14 protein-coding genes are annotated in these 14,141 nt (G+C 49.2%); 13 read left to right on the top strand and 1 reads right to left on the bottom strand.

Translation table 11 applies throughout. From position 1 onward, the window contains the following. Positions 1–236 precede the first annotated feature (236 nt). The 8 genes from JSQ80_RS07195 to JSQ80_RS07160 all read left to right on the top strand — a co-directional run bounded on the left by JSQ80_RS07195 (position 237) and on the right by JSQ80_RS07160 (position 10,534). Entirely contained in the window at positions 237–3,911 is a 3,675-nt protein-coding gene (locus JSQ80_RS07195) for a nitrate reductase subunit alpha (RefSeq protein WP_206094871.1), read from the top strand. Continuing rightward, positions 3,901–5,439 carry a nitrate reductase subunit beta gene (narH, locus tag JSQ80_RS07190; RefSeq protein ID WP_206094870.1) on the top strand — a complete coding sequence of 513 codons (1,539 nt, stop codon included), beginning with the start codon at positions 3,901–3,903 and terminating at the stop codon, positions 5,437–5,439. Before JSQ80_RS07195 ends, narH begins: the two co-directional genes overlap by 11 nt. Next, positions 5,432–6,007, top strand: coding sequence for a nitrate reductase molybdenum cofactor assembly chaperone (gene narJ / locus JSQ80_RS07185; protein ID WP_206094869.1), 576 nt, complete (start codon positions 5,432–5,434; stop codon positions 6,005–6,007). Before narH ends, narJ begins: the two co-directional genes overlap by 8 nt. Next, the gene (gene narI, locus JSQ80_RS07180) at positions 5,994–6,686 is read left to right on the top strand and encodes a respiratory nitrate reductase subunit gamma (protein ID WP_206094868.1); all 693 of its coding nucleotides are present in this window, start codon (positions 5,994–5,996) and stop codon (positions 6,684–6,686) included. Before narJ ends, narI begins: the two co-directional genes overlap by 14 nt. Before the next feature lie 49 nt (positions 6,687–6,735). Beyond that, positions 6,736–7,200, top strand: a complete 465-nt coding sequence (locus tag JSQ80_RS07175) for a GAF domain-containing protein (RefSeq protein ID WP_206094867.1) — start codon at positions 6,736–6,738, stop codon at positions 7,198–7,200. Further along, on the top strand, positions 7,197–8,255 hold the full coding sequence (locus tag JSQ80_RS07170) for a sensor histidine kinase (protein WP_418888871.1): 1,059 nt from the start codon (positions 7,197–7,199) through the stop codon (positions 8,253–8,255). Before JSQ80_RS07175 ends, JSQ80_RS07170 begins: the two co-directional genes overlap by 4 nt. A 14-nt stretch (positions 8,256–8,269) precedes the next feature. Beyond that, on the top strand, positions 8,270–8,917 hold the full coding sequence (locus JSQ80_RS07165; RefSeq protein ID WP_206094866.1) for a response regulator: 648 nt from the start codon (positions 8,270–8,272) through the stop codon (positions 8,915–8,917). Positions 8,918–9,043: 126 nt separating this feature from the next. Continuing rightward, on the top strand, positions 9,044–10,534 hold the full coding sequence (locus tag JSQ80_RS07160; RefSeq protein WP_206094865.1) for a nitrate/nitrite transporter: 1,491 nt from the start codon (positions 9,044–9,046) through the stop codon (positions 10,532–10,534). 53 nt (positions 10,535–10,587) lie between these two features. Here JSQ80_RS07160 and moaC read toward each other — a convergent pair whose 3' ends face one another. Continuing rightward, entirely contained in the window at positions 10,588–11,082 is a 495-nt protein-coding gene (gene moaC, locus JSQ80_RS07155) for a cyclic pyranopterin monophosphate synthase MoaC (RefSeq protein ID WP_087431885.1), read from the bottom strand. Between the two features lie 65 nt (positions 11,083–11,147). Between moaC and JSQ80_RS07150 the strand changes: the two genes are divergently transcribed. The 5 genes from JSQ80_RS07150 to JSQ80_RS07130 are packed head-to-tail and all read left to right on the top strand — an operon-like array spanning position 11,148 to position 14,138. After that, positions 11,148–12,404 carry a molybdopterin molybdotransferase MoeA gene (locus JSQ80_RS07150; RefSeq protein ID WP_206094864.1) on the top strand — a complete coding sequence of 419 codons (1,257 nt, stop codon included), beginning with the start codon at positions 11,148–11,150 and terminating at the stop codon, positions 12,402–12,404. Beyond that, positions 12,401–12,907, top strand: a complete 507-nt coding sequence (gene mobB, locus JSQ80_RS07145) for a molybdopterin-guanine dinucleotide biosynthesis protein B (protein ID WP_206094863.1) — start codon at positions 12,401–12,403, stop codon at positions 12,905–12,907. Before JSQ80_RS07150 ends, mobB begins: the two co-directional genes overlap by 4 nt. Continuing rightward, the gene (locus JSQ80_RS07140) at positions 12,908–13,351 is read left to right on the top strand and encodes a molybdenum cofactor biosynthesis protein MoaE (RefSeq protein ID WP_206094862.1); all 444 of its coding nucleotides are present in this window, start codon (positions 12,908–12,910) and stop codon (positions 13,349–13,351) included. It abuts the gene before it with no gap. After that, positions 13,348–13,581 (top strand): molybdopterin converting factor subunit 1, encoded by a 234-nt coding sequence (moaD, locus tag JSQ80_RS07135; RefSeq protein ID WP_087431889.1) that lies wholly within the window; start codon positions 13,348–13,350, stop codon positions 13,579–13,581. The genes JSQ80_RS07140 and moaD overlap by 4 nt, the downstream gene beginning before the upstream one ends. After that, complete coding sequence (locus JSQ80_RS07130; protein ID WP_206094861.1) at positions 13,581–14,138, top strand: molybdenum cofactor guanylyltransferase; 558 nt, start codon at positions 13,581–13,583, stop codon at positions 14,136–14,138. Before moaD ends, JSQ80_RS07130 begins: the two co-directional genes overlap by 1 nt. The last annotated feature ends 3 nt before the right edge of the window (positions 14,139–14,141 follow it).

Genomic DNA, 14,141 nt, shown 5'->3' with positions numbered 1-14,141 from the left:
GACATTTTTTCATTCAGAAAAGTGCAGATGCTCCAAGGGCTATGATTCACTAAGTTAACCAACTTCGCCTGCGAATGACGGCATTTGAAAGAAAGAGGGATTTCCCCGCTAGGATATAGGGATTTCCCCTTATAGGAATGAAAATGAGTCCCTTTCATAATGAGTGTATAAGAATAGACAAATCATTGATTCCCGTCAAATCTTTGTCATTCTGCAGAAGGAGTAGTGATCTCCAAATGAAACGGAAATTTGGACTGAGGTTCTTTAAGCCAACAGAAAGCTATTCAGGCAACTGGTCGATTCTCGAGGAAAAGGATCGCACATGGGAGAACATGTATCGCGGGCGCTGGTCGCACGATAAAGTCGTGCGCACTACGCACGGCGTCAATTGTACGGGATCCTGCAGTTGGAAGGTATTTGTGAAGAACGGAATTATTACATGGGAAAATCAGCAGATCGATTATCCATCATGCGGTCCGGATATGCCTGAATTTGAACCGCGCGGTTGCCCGCGCGGCGCTTCATTTTCGTGGTATGAATATAGCCCGCTGCGCGTGAAATACCCGTATATGCGAGGCCGGTTGTGGCGCTTGTGGAAGCAGGCTTTACAGGAAACCTCGGATCCGGTCGCGGCTTGGGCAAGCATTGTGGAGGATCCAGAGAAAGCGTTATCTTATAAGCAAGCGCGCGGAAAAGGCGGTCACATTCGCGTGTCTTGGGAGGCTGCGACGCAATTAATCGCAGCACAGCTCATCTATACGATTCGCAAGTATGGACCCGATCGTATTGCCGGCTTCACGCCCATACCTGCGATGTCGATGATTAGTTACGCGTCAGGCGCAAGGTTCATCTCGCTGCTGGGCGGTGAAATGCTGAGCTTCTATGATTGGTATGCCGATCTTCCGCCAGCATCGCCGCAAATCTGGGGCGAGCAGACGGATGTGCCCGAGTCGAGCGACTGGTACAATTCAGGCTACCTCATCATGTGGGGCTCGAACGTGCCGCTAACGCGTACGCCGGATGCACACTTTATGACAGAGGTTCGATATAAGGGAACGAAGGTTGTGTCGGTGGCGCCGGATTATGCGGAAAATGTGAAGTTCGCAGATAACTGGCTGGCTCCGAATCCGGGAACGGATGCGGCGATTGCTCAAGCCATGACGCATGTCATTTTGAGTGAATTTTATAACGAGCGCCAGGAGCCGATGTTCCTGAATTATGCGAAGCAATATACAGATATGCCATTCCTGATTCTATTAGATCAGCATGAAGGATCTTATAAAGCGGGCCGTTTCTTGCGAGCGAGCGATCTGGGAGATTCTTCGCAGCATGCCGAATGGAAGCCGGTCATTCTGGATGAAGGAACGAATATGATCACGGTTCCTAATGGAACGATGGGGCAGCGTTGGGAGAAGGACAAAAAGTGGAACTTGATTCTGGAACGTGAAGACGGAACGAAGATCATGCCGGCGTTATCCGTTGAACCCCATGGCGTCGAATGGAAAGAGATGGTGTTCCCGTACTTCGACAATACCGGAAATGGGGTTTTTAGGCGTCCAATACCAGCCCGGAAAATCCAGCTTGCCGATGGGACGGAACGGCTAGCCGTTACGGTATATGACCTGATGCTGAGTCAATATGGCGTACGCCGCATCGGCAGCGATCTTGAGGCGAAAGGGTATGATGACGCATCATCATCCTATACACCTGCATGGCAGGAATCAATCACGGGTGTTAAGCCATCCATAGTGACTCAAATTGCCCGCGAATTCGCTCAGAATTCGCTGGATACCGGGGGACGCTCCATGATTATCATGGGTGCGGGGATTAACCACTGGTTTAACAGCGATACGATTTATCGTTCGATACTGAACTTGGTTATATTAACGGCTTCGCAAGGCGTGAACGGAGGCGGTTGGGCGCACTATGTAGGCCAGGAGAAGTGCCGTCCGATTGAAGGCTGGTCTGCAATTGCCTTTGCCAAGGATTGGCAAGGGGCGCCTCGGCTGCAAAATGCGACATCCTTTTTCTATTTTGCAACCGATCAGTGGAAATATGAGGAGATGGGTGCAGAATCGTTGAAATCGCCAACGGGCGGGAACATCCGCTACCAGCATCCGGCGGATTATAATGTGCTCGCTGCACGTCTTGGATGGCTGCCATCCTATCCGCAATTCAATAAGAACAGCTTGGCGTTTGCCGAGGAAGCAGGACAACAAGGAACCGTGACGAACGAGGGCATTATTAAACAGGCACTTGATCAAATTGTATCTGGTGAGACCCAGTTTGCCGTTGAGGATCCTGATGCGCCAGTGAACTTCCCGCGCTCCTTATTTGTGTGGCGCTCCAATCTGATCTCAAGCTCGGCGAAGGGGCAAGAGTACTTCATGAAGCATTTGCTCGGCGCAGGGGACGGATTATTGTCCACGCCGAACGAGGAAGACAAGCCGGAAGAAATCACATGGCGCGCAGAGGTAGAGGGAAAGCTTGATCTCTTGGTTGCTTTAGACTTCCGAATGACTGCGACGCCGATGTATGCGGATATCGTATTGCCGGCAGCAACTTGGTATGAAAAAACGGATTTATCCTCCACGGATATGCATCCGTTCGTGCATCCGTTTAACCCTGCGGTCGATCCGCTATGGGAATCCCGATCCGATTGGGATATCTATCGGACAATTGCGCAGACCTTCTCGGATTTGGCGACAGAGTATCTTCCAGGCGTGTATAAGGATCTGGTCGCTACGCCGCTCACCCATGATTCTGTAAGCGAAATTGCACAACCTTTCGGTGAAGTTAAAGATTGGCGCAAGAGGGAAGTCGAGGCGATCCCAGGGAAAACCATGCCAAACTTGTCTATTGTAGAGCGTGATTACACAAAAATTTACGACAAGTATGTCTCGCTCGGCCCGAACCTTGCAACAGGCAAAGTAGGCGCTCACGGTGTCAGCTTCTCGGTTGCTGAAGAGTATGAAGAATTGAAACGGATCAACGGCGCTTATTTCGATGACTCGATTAAAAATGGCTTGCCGAAGCTTCATACGGCGCGCCAAGCAGCAGACGCGATCTTGAATTTATCCTCTGCGACGAACGGGAAGGTATCTCAGCGCGCTTGGGAATCGGCCGAGCAAGACACGGGCGTTGCGCTGAAGGATATTTCAGCCGATCGCGCAGCTGAACGGATTACGTTTCAAAGCATTACGGCTCAGCCGCGCGAAGTCATTCCAACACCGGTATTCAGCGGGTCCAACAAGATGGGGAGACGGTATTCGCCATTCACGACGAACATTGAACGTCTTGTTCCGTTCCGTACTCTTACCGGGAGACAGCATTTCTATATCGATCATGAAATCTTCCTCCAGTTTGGCGAAGCGTTGCCTGTATATAAACCGACACTTCCGCCGATGGTATTCGGATCGCGCGACAAGCAGATTGTTGGGGGCAAGGACGCGTTGGTCCTTAGGTATTTAACTCCGCACGGCAAATGGAATATTCACAGCATGTATCAGGACAACTTGCACATGTTGACCTTATTCCGCGGCGGTCCGACCGTCTGGATCAATAATGAGGATGCGGCGGCGCATCATATTCAAGATAACGACTGGCTTGAAGTGTATAACCGCAACGGTGTGGTAACAGCTCGGGCGGTCGTTAGCCACCGCATGCCGAAAGGCACGATGTTCATGTATCACGCGCAAGATAAGCATATTAACGTGCCGGGCTCGGAGATTACGAAGGATCGCGGCGGAAGTCATAACGCGCCGACGAAAATTCACGTGAAACCAACTCAAATGGTAGGCGGCTATGCTCAGCTCAGCTATGGCTTCAACTATTATGGTCCGATTGGAAATCAGCGGGATATCTATGTTGCCGTCCGCAAAATGAAGGAGGTCGAGTGGCTTGAAGATTAAGGCGCAAATTGCCATGGTCATGAATTTGGACAAATGCATCGGATGCCACACCTGCAGTGTGACGTGCAAGAGCACATGGACCAATCGTTCTGGCGCCGAATACATGTGGTTCAACAACGTAGAGACGAAGCCGGGCATCGGCTACCCGATGCGATGGGAGGATCAAGAGCATTACAAGGGAGGCTGGACCCTGAAGAACGGAAAGCTCGAATTGAAATCGGGGAACAAGCTGTCCAAGATTGCCCTCGGGAAAATTTTTTATAACCCGGATATGCCTGAAATGAAAGATTACTATGAACCGTGGACGTACAACTATGAACACCTGACCAATGCCGGAGAAAAGAAGCACCAGCCTGTAGCTCGTCCGAAGTCGGCTATTACAGGCGACAATATGGATCTGAAGTGGGGCCCGAACTGGGAAGATGATTTGGCGGGCGCGCATGTCACAGGTCCGCAGGATCCGAACATCAAGAAGATTGAAGAAGAGATCAAATTTGATTTTGAGCAAGCGTTCATGATGTATCTGCCACGGCTCTGTGAGCACTGCTTGAACCCGAGCTGTGTTGCATCCTGCCCGTCCGGGGCTATGTATAAGCGCGATGAGGACGGCATTGTTTTGGTAGACCAAGAGGCTTGCCGCGGTTGGCGTTACTGTATGACAGGCTGCCCCTATAAGAAGGTATACTTCAACTGGCAGACCAATAAAGCGGAAAAATGCACGTTCTGCTTCCCGCGAATTGAGGCCGGTCTGCCAACGGTATGCTCGGAGACATGTACGGGACGTATTCGTTACCTGGGCGTGTTGTTGTATGATGCCGATCGAGTGCAGGAGGCGGCTTCCATACCGGATGACAAGGAGCTGTATCAAGCCCAATGTGACTTGTTCCTGGATCCGCATGATCCCGCAGTGATTGCGCAGGCGCGGGCAGACGGCTTAACCGAAGAGTGGATCGAGGCGGCTCAGCATTCACCGGTATACAAGCTTGCGATTGAATACAAGCTTGCTTTCCCGTTGCATCCTGAATATCGGACGCTGCCGATGGTATGGTATGTGCCGCCGCTCAGCCCGATCATGAACTATTTTGAAGGCAAGGATTCGATTCAGAATCCGGATATGATATTCCCGGCAATCGAGGAAATGCGGATGCCGATTCAATATTTGGCGAACATGCTAACGTCTGGCGATGCGGAACCTGTGAAAGAATCGCTGCAACGGCTGGCGATGATGCGGTCCTATATGCGGGCCTTATCGCTAGGCACGCCTTTTGAAGAACAACGGCTAGAACGCCTGGGGTTGACGGCGCATCAGACCGAACAAATTTATCGATTGCTTGCGATCGCTAAATATGAGGATCGGTTTGTCATTCCGACCTCACATAAAGAAAGCTATTATGACACCTATCATGCGCAAGGCACGGAAGGCTTCGGAATGAATTGCGGAGGCTGCGGACCTGCAGGGCCATCGGTCAACAAGAGCGGCAAAGACAGCTACGACGACAACTTCTATGGGGGAATATGGCGTGATTAATCTCGAGAAGCTATATGAATATAAGCCTATATTCGGTTTTTTCGCTCAGCAGTTAACGTACCCGGAGAAACTCGATTTTCACCCATCCGTCATGAATCAATTGCTAGATCCAACAGATCCGGCCTATGAACATGTTGAGCGATTCTGGAATCTCATGCATGACTATAGTATGGAACAAATTGAAGAGCTGTATGTGCAAACCTTTGATTTTCAGAAGGATTCAACCTTGTATATGACCTATTTTAAATTCGAGGATACGAAGGAACGCGGGCAAATGCTTGCCAAGCTGAAAATCTTGTATCAAATGTTCGGCTTGGATATGCCTGACAATGAATTATCAGATTACCTGCCGCTGATGTGCGAGTTTATCTACGCCGCAGAGTGGCAGGGATATCCGCAGGCAGAGAGGGACTTCGGTGTCCTCATCAGCGTAATCGAGGACGGTACCTACCATCTTCTGCAATCACTGGACAAAGGCAATAGTCCCTATTTTCACATCATGAAAGCCTTGCGCGAAACATTGAAAGCTTGTATCCGTCAGGAGGCGCCAGACCATGAACTTGCTTGATCAATTCCTGTGGGTCATCTTCCCTTACATGTGCATCGTTGTATTTGTTGTTGGCCACATCTTTCGTTATCGCAATGATCAGTTCAATTGGACAGCCAAATCCAGTGAATTTATCGAAAAAAAGCGTCTCAAGCTAGGCAGTCTCATGTTCCACCTGGGCATCCTTCCCGTAATCGGAGGGCATATCGCAGGCCTGGGCATTCCCAAGTCATGGATGGATGCCATCGGTATCAACGATCATATGTATCACATCGGGGCGGTGTACATCGGAAGCCTATTTGGATTCCTCACGCTGGGCGGAATGCTGCTGCTGACAGCTCGCCGGCTGACCATAAAGAATGTTCGTAAATTAAGCTCCGCGTCGGATATTATCGTGAATTTGTTGCTGCTATTCATTGTGGTTATGGGATTGTACAGCACGGTCGTTACCAATGTCGTCGAGCCCGGTTTCGATTATCGGTCAACCATTTCAATCTGGTTCCGCAACTTATTTATCTTGCGTCCGGATGCCAGCTTGATGACGGATGTGCCGCTCTCTTTTAAAATTCACATTTTGTCGGGCTTCTCCATCTTTGCGCTTTGGCCGTTCACAAGGCTGGTTCACGTCTGGAGTGTTCCGTTGAATTATGTAGGGAGAAGTTATATCCTGTATAGAAAGAATCGTAAACACGGATTATAGGAGGAGAAGGTGTCATGCCTTCTTTTCAATTAACGAGGGAGTAATTGGGATGCATGATGAACCGAATTTTGACTATCAGCAAGAAATCGACACACTTCGGAAACGATTTGATTTTGACTTTGTTTCCATCGCTCTTGTACAGCCGGCAGAAAATCAATTTGTGCTAACGTGGCAATATGCTTCGGGCAATTTAAACAATCGCTTTAAACGGATTGTATTGCATTCAGGCAAAGGGATTGCTGGCATGGTGTTCAAAACGGGGAAGCCGATGCTCATCAAGAACGTGAATACTGACCTCGATCCTAAAGATATGTTCAATTATCCGATTATTGTGTCGGAGCAGCTTCAAAGCTTGGGTGCTGTCCCCTTGTGGAAAAATAGCCGTGTTGCAGGTGTATTGCTTGTAGGCTTTCGTTGTGAGAATCAATTAACAGAGTCCCTGCTTCGCGCATTTCAGCAAGGCATCGAGCCGAATTTTGGCCCTTGCTTAACCAGGGAGATGGTAGAACAGTGATTCAAATGAACGAAATTCAGCTATCCCAGTTGCTGAAGAATATGTACGAGAACAGCATGGAAGCTATCTTTTTTATCGGTGCGGAAGGGGAAGTGCTGGCCATGAATCCGGCTGCAGAGACTATCCTCGACATCGATGTGATTGAGCAGATGCATAGGGAGAAAAAGACTTCGATCTGCCAGTCTTGTGCGGGCTATACGAATGAAGAAGCGGTGCTGTCCTGTTCTAACTGCTTTTTAGACGATAATGAGGGGGATTTCTCCTCTTTCCAAGTCTACTTGAATACGCGGGGGCAGGGAATTGTGCCTTATGCAGCCAGCTTTCATACGATCGATGAGGCACAAGGCATTCGTGTCTTCATCCTGCTTAATTTGACCAAGCAATTTAAAACTCAGGAAATGCTGTATCGAACCAATATGATGAAATATGTCATCAAAGCGCAAGAGGATGAACGAAAGCGGATATCGCGCGAATTGCATGACAGTGTTGCGCAGGAATTATTGAGTTCCCTCGTAGATTTACGCTGCTTAAAATATATGAATGTGGACGAAGTCGTGATGAACAAGCTGCAGCAGACCGAAGCTTCATTAACAAGATTATTGGATGATATTCGTCATTTATCGGTCGAATTGCGCCCGGCGTCACTCGATGATCTGGGTTTAGAGGCAGCTTTTCGCTCTCACTTCAAATGGATTGAGAAGAACTATGGCCTGCTGGTACATTTTGATTCCGAGCTTTCGTCTGCCCGTTACAGCAGTGAGATCGAAACGGTAGTCTACCGGATATGCCAGGAAGCGGTGCTGAATGCTCTTAAATATGCGAATACGGATGAAATACACGTAAGATTGTTTGAGGAGCAAGGGAACCTGCAGCTTATCGTGCGTGATGAAGGCTCCGGGTTTCATGTAAATACAAGGGATCCAAAAGGGACGGGGCTTGGAATATTCGGCATGCGTGAACGCTCTGAGCTAGTCCACGGTCGCTTGTTGATTCTATCGGAGATTGGTGCGGGAACGACGATTCATCTTCACATTCCACTGTCGCCGATTGAATGAGAGGAGGATGAAATGTGAAAATAGTCATCGCAGATGATCACGCCGTAGTTCGAAGCGGCTTCTCCATGATCCTGAATTATCAGGATGACATGGAGGTTGTCGCCACGGCTGCGGATGGGATGGAGGCTTACCAGATGGTTGCCAAGCATAAGCCTCACGTCCTATTGATGGATTTAAGCATGCCTCCCGGCGAGAGCGGATTGATTGCAACGGGGAAGATTAGCAGTGATTTTCCGGACACGAAAATATTGATTCTTACGATGTATGACGATGAAGAATATTTGTTCCATGTTCTTAAGAACGGGGCAGCGGGGTACGTATTAAAAAATGCGCCGGATGAGGAATTGCTGTCCGCGATTCGAACGGTTTATAAAGGCGGCACTTACATTCATTCCAAAATGGCGACGTCCCTTGTAAGGGAATTTATTAAGAAAGACCAAGAATCCAGTGACTCCGATCCCTTCAAGTTATTAACCAAACGCGAAATTGAAATTCTTCCTTTGGTTGCCAAGGGCTTTGGGAATAAAGAAATCGCGGAGAAATTGTTCATTTCCGTCAAGACTGTTGAAGTGCACAAGACGAAAATCATGGAAAAGCTGCACTTGAAAAGCCGGCCGGAGCTTGTCGAGTATGCGCTCAAAAAGAAGTTGCTTGATTTTTAACGCACATATAGGGATTTCCTCTGAAGAATCAGGGGATTTCCCTATTATTTTTTTGCTCGCCACCCATTTACAATAGACATGGGAATCAATATATTGTCATTCAGTACTTGGGAATTAGGTGATGTGATGATAAGAAAAATACAATTGCCATTGCAAACGCTAAACTTGGTGCTTGGCTTTATGGTCTGGGTTATTATTTCGGCGCTTCTTCCATTTATTAAAGAGGATATTCCAATTCCGGCAGAGCGGCTGGCGATTCTGACTGCGATTCCAGTTGTGCTGGGCTCGATTCTAAGGATCCCGTTGGGTTACTATGCCAACGTCTTTGGAGCGCGCATCGTTTTCTTGGTCAGCTTTATTCTGCTTCTTTTCCCGGTCTTCTATATCAGCGAGGCTTCTTCATTTACCGATTTGGTCATTGGCGGATTGTTTCTGGGCATTGGGGGCGCGGTGTTCTCCGTCGGCGTAACGTCGCTGCCGAAATACTATCCGAAGGAAAGACACGGGCTAGTCAACGGGGTGTACGGGATCGGCAATCTGGGGACGGCGATTACGACCTTTGCAGCGCCGGTCATTGCGACCCAAGTAGGCTGGTCGTTAACGGTGAAGCTCTTTCTCGTTCTGCTCTTGGTCTTTGCCGTATTGAATCTATTCTTCGGTGATCGGAAAGAAGTAAGAGCGAAAACACCGATTATGGAAGAAATGAAGGGTGTCTATAAGAACGACAAACTATGGCTCTTCTCGCTTTTTTACTTTATAACGTTTGGTTCGTTCGTCGCATTTACGGTATATCTGCCGAATTTTTTAGTCTCTCACTTTGAGCTTGATAAAGTCGATGCAGGAATGCGTACGGCCGGGTTTATCGCTTTGGCTACGTTCATGCGTCCGCTCGGCGGATGGCTGGGTGATAAGTTCAAGCCTTTATTTTTGCTTATGGGCGTATTCTTGGGCCTGACCATGGCTGCCATTCTCCTTGCGTTCTCGCCATCAATTGGGCTCTATACGGCAGGCAGTTTGACAATAGCAGTGTGTGCGGGGCTGGGAAATGGCGTTATTTTCAAACTTGTCCCACAATATTTCAACAAGCAGGCGGGAACGGTGAATGGGATCGTATCGATGATGGGCGGGTTAGGCGGTTTCTTCCCTCCGTTGATGTTATCGAGTATTTACTCCATCACGGGGCAATATTCAATCGGGTTCATGGCGTTGTCCCAAGTCGCTCTAGCCAGTCTGATCCTCGTCGTATGGATGTATTACCAGGATCGGCTTGCCTTGTCGGACGAAGTGTTTCGATCCACAGGCCAAGGGATTCTAGTCACTGATTCGATGGGAGTTATTCAAGCCGTTAACCCGGCATTTACGGAGCTGACAGGCTATACAGAGGCAGAGGTCATCGATCGCACACCAAGCATTTTAAAATCAGGGAAGCAGTCTAGAGCATTTTACGAGGAAATGTGGAATGAAATTAGGCAAACGGGTCAATGGCAAGGGGAGATTTGGAACCGCCGGAAGAGCGGGGAAGAATATAGGGAACTTCTGACCATTAATGCAGTGAAAGACGGCGCAGGAGAAGTGGTCCGCTACGTGGGTTCTTTCAGCGTTATTCCCTTTCACTGAAACGGAACAACTTGCAAGGCGGCAATGGCTCACCCTGCAAGCGGACGCCATATTTAGTTCGCTTGACGTGTAAAATCGCCATTTTTCCCGCCGGTTTTATGCATCAGCATGGTGGGACCAATGATCATCTCTTTGCCAGCGGCTTTGCACATATCATAGATCGTTAATGCAGCGACGGAGGCAGCGGTGAGAGCTTCCATTTCAACGCCTGTCAGGCCTTTTGTTTTCACTTCTGCCAAAATCAGCACTTCATAGTGAGCGGCTGCCTGATTGATGTTCCATTCGAACTGAATGTTGATCCCGGTTAACGCGAGGGGATGGCACATTGGAATAATCGATGAGGTCTGCTTGGCAGCCATGATGCCCGCGACTTGTGCGACGGCGAATACATCGCCTTTTTTGTTCGCTCCCTCTGAAATTTGCTTATATATGCTTTCATTGACCAGAATGGAGGACTTCGCGACGGCAGTGCGCACCGTTTCCTGCTTCTCGCTGACATCGACCATTTTAGCCCGGCCTTGTTCGTTAAAATGTGTTAATTCGGACATGTTTCACACCCTCTTTTTCATAATAATCCGTAGTATAACACAATATGCGCTAGGAGAAGATGTTTATGAATGTAATGAGAAAACCGGTATCCGTGTCCGATGCCATTGTCAAAGTGCTCGCTCATGCGCGCTTGAGCCAACATGAAACGGTGCCGCTTGGCGCGGCATATGGCCGTATTTTGGCAGAGCCGATCATCGCGAAGCAGGATGTTCCTCATTTTAACCGTTCAGCTTATGACGGGTTTGCGATTCGGTCCGTGGATTCGATCGGCGCATCGGGTATAAATCGCATCTCGTTTCGTATTATTGATCGTATTGGGGCCGGACATGTGGCTAAGGCGCCGCTTGCTGAAGGGGAGGCGGTTCGTCTGATGACAGGGGCTGCGATGCCGGAACACGGGGATGCGGTAGTTATGTTAGAGCAAGCGGAAGTGTCCGAGCCGGTGTTTACCATTCGCAAGCCATTTCAACCGTATGAAAATGTCTCTCTTCAAGGGGAAGATGCCCGAGTAGGGGAAGAGCTGATCCCGTCAGGGGCGTTCATTCATCCCGGAACGATCGCGCTTCTTGCAACGTTCGGATATGATCGGGTTCGTGTAGCCCGCAAACCGATTGTAGGCATTCTTGCTACAGGCACCGAATTGCTCGAAGTCGAAGATGAGCTTGTCCCCGGCAAAATCCGGAACAGTAACGGTCCCATGATTGCGGCACAGCTTGCTCGTTTAGGAATTGAAAGCCGTTCCTATGGCATGCTTGCAGATGATCTGGATGCTTGTTATGAGACAGTCGTTCAAGCCTTGAGCGAGACGGATTGTCTGATTACGACAGGCGGCGTGTCGGTTGGGGATTTTGACTATTTACCGGCCATTTATGAGCGTTTGGGTGCTGAGGTCTTGTTCAATAAAGTTTCGATGCGGCCGGGAAGCGTAACGACGGCCGCCGTTGCTCAAGGACAGCTCTTGTTTGGATTATCAGGGAATCCTTCCGCGTGCTTTACCGGGTTTGAACTCTTCGTTCGTCCCGCAATGATGAAGATGATGGGCAGTCAGAAGCCATATTTACCTTATGCAAAGGCTGCATTGACCGAAAATTTCCTCAAAGCCAATCCATTTATGCGATTTATCCGCGCTGTGTATCAGGCGACCCCGAATGGGGCGCTAGTAACGCCTGCAGGATTTAATAAATCGAATGCGGTGTCTTCGATTGCGCGGGGCAACGCATTGATCGTGCTCCCGGGCGGATCCGCGGGATATGAAGCGGGACGCGAAGTGGACGTGCTTTTATTAGGGGGTGAGGAAGGGTCCGCGGAGTGGGTACTATGAAAATATTGCAGGTAGTAGGCTATAAAAATTGCGGGAAAACGACACGGATCGAAAAATGGATTCAATTCCTGTTAGCCCGAGGTTTGCGTGTCTCGGTGATTAAGCATCATGGACACGGCGGACCGCTCTCCATGCCGTCTGCAGACACAGACAGCATGAAGTTCCTGTCTCAGGGAGCTGTGAGCTCTATCGCAGTTGGCGGCGGTTTGGTTCAGATGCATATGGAGGGCGGGCCCGAGCTTCCAGAATTAATCAAGTTAGCTGCGTTGGCCAAGCCAGACATTATTTTCGTAGAGGGCTTTAAGGAAGCGCTGGAGCCCAAAGTGGTCATTGTACGCACGAAGGAAGAATGGGATGGTTTGCAGAAAGCATCGAATATCGTACTTGTCTTGGCATATAAGGATGCGAATATCGAGCGGGACGAAGATATTACGGTGCTGGGCAATCAGGATGAGGCTTGTATAGATGAATGGATGTTAGACTATTTAGAAGGTGAGCGTTAAATGAAGCAATACGAGATTATCGACGGTCCCCTGAATGTTCAGCAGGTTATGGAATTGGTATTGCATCCAGGCGCAGGCGCTGTGACTACGTTCACGGGTCATGTGCGAGAGTGGACACAAGGTGTGAGAACGTTATACTTGGCATATGAGGCCTATGTGCCGATGGCGGAAAAGAAACTTGCGCAAATCGGTGCCGAGATTGAAGAGAAGTGGCTGGGCACGCGCGTTGCCATTGCCCATCGGATTGGTGAGCTTCATATTTCAGATACGGCAGTCGTCATCGCGGTGTCGTCACCGCATCGGAAAGCTGCCTACGAGGCAAATGAGTATGCGATTGAACGGATCAAAGAGATGGTGCCGATCTGGAAAAAAGAAATATGGGAAAACGGCGAGGAATGGATTGGCGAACAGAAAAAGCCCGCGCAAAGGAGGGGGATGGAATGATTCGTGTATGTTATTTTGCAGGTCTGCGCGAGATAACAGGAAAGTCCGAAGAAACCATAGATCGTGCAGAATGGACTGTTCAAGAGCTCATGGATTGGGCCAAAGAAACCTATCCCGATTTTAAGAACAAAACATTATTTGTTGCAGTGAATGAAGAGTACGCTCGGCCAGACGATGTTATTCGTGCCCGGGACGCGATTGCCTTTATTCCCCCGGTCAGCGGCGGTTGATGGATACGGTCGGCATTGTTCTTGCAGGGGGATTGTCTAAGCGTTTTGGATCTCCAAAAGCATTTGCCCAATCAAATGGCAGATTCTATTATGAAGTTGCATATGAGGCACTGCGGAGCATTAGTTCTCACGTAGTGGTCGTAGGACGCCCGGAATTTCAGGAACGATTTCTTCCGAAGATGAACGTGATCACCGATGCCGAAGAATTCATGGGATGCGGACCGCTTGCGGGAATCTATTCAGCGATGGCAGCCTATCCTGCCAAGCGGTATGTTATTTTGCCCTGTGATATGCCCTACATGACAGCCGACGTGATGAAATCGCTTGTGAAGTGTTACGCAGGCGAGGATGCTGCTGCCGTTGAAGCCGATGGAGCTCGCCACCCGCTTGTCGCTGTGTTTCACCGTCGGATGAAAGACTTCATTCACCGTTCGTTGGCGCAAGGTCAATACAGTGTAATGAGATTATTGGCACAAGTTGATGTGCGCTGGGTTCAGGGAAGCAAGTTAACCGTGGATTCCGGCCATGTGTTTCAAAATATGAATACGCCAGAATAGCAT

The sequence above is a fragment of the Paenibacillus apiarius genome (assembly GCF_017052585.1).
Classification (GTDB): Bacteria; Bacillota; Bacilli; order Paenibacillales; family Paenibacillaceae; genus Paenibacillus_B; species Paenibacillus_B apiarius.
This window is presented reverse-complemented; position numbering and strand designations above follow the sequence as displayed.